We start from the raw sequence: 2,468 nt of genomic DNA on the forward strand, positions 1-2,468 counted from the left end.
CAGACCAGAAGTATTCAGCAAGGCGTCAGTCGCCGGGAGCTTACCTCGAAGCCGACATCACAACTTTTATCGATGCACATAACAAAAACCCACGGCCGTATCGGTGGGTCAAATCAGCCGACCAGATCCTCGCCTCGGTGAAGCGCTTTTGTCATAAGACAATGAGCCGAACTTCAGATTCAGGTGACTAGTACTAGGCACTCTCGCGTGTAGTCGTCCTCAACGGTCAGCACGCGGAAGCGACATCCGTTGTCCAGAGCGAATTAGGACCGTCGGGCACCGGCGTCGGCGAGTAGGTGCCCATTTCCTATTTCTGGCCACCACACTAATGGACCGACAACCCTTCCTTGCGATACAACCGGAACAGCTTCTTGTGGATCAGGATTACTCCTTCGCATTCCAGAAAGATGTGCCGACCCTGATAGGGAAACTGGCATCGTTGCTCACGCAAGGTGGCGCGGTAGGCCGCGCACCTCGGTATCGCATGGACGGTACGACGCATAGCGCCACGTCCTTGGGTCGACGGTGATGAGACTACGGGCCCGTCCCCGCCGTTGCGAGTAATCCCGTTTGGACACCGCCTTAGTCAGAGCACTACGCCGTAATGCCGGGCGTCTCACGAGTTTCCTACTTGCTGCTCCTCAAGCCCACCGTATTTCGATCGTCTTGTGTAGAGGGTCGCGTTGCCGATCCCGTAATAGATGCAGGTGTTGGCCTCCTAATGCTCTCTCGAAACTTTTACTCGTCACCGATAAGTTCATCGATTTCACGTAAGCGCTTTCGGATGGCAACAAGCTGTTCCAGCATTTGGCGCCTGGTGGATCTAAGGCGCCGCGCCTCTGTTACGAGCGCGGCAAAATCAACATGAGATGCAGGCCGCTTGATTGACTTTCGGAATGCTATGATTGCAGAACGAGACGCGCTGGGTCCGACTAGGCCCTTTTCGCGCGCCGCTTCAAGCTCCTCTGGTCCCAGCAAAGTCAGCTGATACGCTGCACTATATGAACCCGGTAGTAACGTCTCGCTAATTCGGCCACTATCCACCATGCTTGCGATCCGACGCAACTGGGAGGCCACCGGTTCGGAGAAAGGGAAAAAGCGTTCGAAACTGGCTTTAAGACGGTTTTTTTCTTCTCTCGAAAAAAGTGCATTTTCTAGCGTATTTAATGCTCGGCCGATTTCCAGAAAGGAACGCGCAGCCTTTTCCCACGCAGATGTTACGGCGCGCTGGGTATCAAGAATGATCCGGATGCGGCCCTCGTCCTTCGCAAGGTCCGTTCCGGAAAATACTGATGCAATTGTCTCCAAGGTTTCAGAAGATACGGTGGTGAGTTCATGTAGCTCGCTAGGACGCGCATCAGATGGCTGTATTTCGTCAGCATCAAGGCCCTGCAAGGCTCGCAGCGAGATGCCGCGCGTCGAATTGGCTTTGCTCACAGGTCCAACTCCTGTCGCAAGTATGACCAGAGTGCGCCAAACGCTTCCGCGTTTTTGGGCCGACTTAGATCCATGACGCCTAACCCTTTACCATTTGCGAGTGATATTTCCTCTGCTTGGGCGATTTCTACGGGACACACGGGTCCGACATTTAGCAATTTGGAGCGGATAGTCGCGTAGGAACGAGTTCGAATATTCGCCCGATTAATGATGAACGCTGCTTTCGCACCGCTCTGTTTCAAATGGCGCATCCACGGTATCACGCTGTCTAAATCGTCTTGGCTTTGCTGGCATGGAACCAGAACAAAATCAGAATCTTCACACAAGCCCAAGATTGCTGTCATGTTGATTTCGATCGAGGGCGGCGTGTCGATGACAATAAAATCGGCGGAGGATTGCCTCGCCATTTTCAGGGTAGACCGCCAGTCATCAAGGGACGCGCGATGTACAGGAATATGGGACACGGCCGGAATACTCGCACGGACGCGTTCCCTGCGTTCCGCCCATGTGGCTAGAGTTGCCTGTTTATCCATATCCAGTCCTAATACTTGTCTGCCAGATTGAGCAGCTAAAACAAGTATATTCCGGGATAACGACGATTTTCCAACACCACCCTTTGGCGATGATAGCATCACGATGGATTGTTTTGATGGAGAGGGATGTTTTGTCATTGGGACCTTATCGATGCAGGAGTTCCGCGGACCGCCACCGTATAGAAGGAGTTTTTACAGGACAGCTTTCTGAAGACAAGAGAAGAGTTCCAAATCTTTTACGCCGTAAAAATTTTACCGCGTAAAACGCTTTTGTCTGTTGATTTGGTGCGTTGCTTGCGCAGGACGTATCGTCCGGGGCCACAGTTAGATTACCTATGGTCGGGAGCGCCAGAGCTTTGAGCCGATTGTCCGTTGTTTGCCGAAGAGGAACGGCCAAAAAAAGGTCTAAATAAGACAAAACTGCACCAGATCGGCCAGCGCGCCGCAAGGGGTAGCTCCTCCCCGTGCTCGGCGTCTGCGTCGCCTGCGCGCGGGTCC

The 2,468-nt window shown here is 53.2% G+C and carries 2 protein-coding genes and 1 pseudogene; 1 reads left to right on the forward strand and 2 read right to left on the reverse strand.

All coding sequences use genetic code 11. The annotated features are described in order from the left end of the window. Positions 1 to 191: pseudogene (locus B7449_RS16070) on the forward strand (hypothetical protein); the annotation flags it as partial. Positions 192 to 738: 547 nt separating this feature from the next. Here B7449_RS16070 and B7449_RS16075 read toward each other — a convergent pair. After that, the gene (locus tag B7449_RS16075) at positions 739 to 1,437 is read right to left on the reverse strand and encodes a hypothetical protein (protein ID WP_007400691.1); all 699 of its coding nucleotides are present in this window, start codon (positions 1,435 to 1,437) and stop codon (positions 739 to 741) included. Beyond that, positions 1,434 to 2,108: a ParA family protein gene (locus tag B7449_RS16080; protein ID WP_223846561.1), complete on the reverse strand. Its 675-nt coding sequence runs from the start codon at positions 2,106 to 2,108 to the stop codon at positions 1,434 to 1,436. The genes B7449_RS16075 and B7449_RS16080 overlap by 4 nt, the downstream gene beginning before the upstream one ends. Between the last annotated feature and the right edge of the window lie 360 nt (positions 2,109 to 2,468).

The sequence above is a fragment of the Komagataeibacter intermedius TF2 genome, from assembly GCF_000964425.1.
Taxonomy (GTDB): Bacteria; Pseudomonadota; Alphaproteobacteria; order Acetobacterales; family Acetobacteraceae; genus Komagataeibacter; species Komagataeibacter intermedius.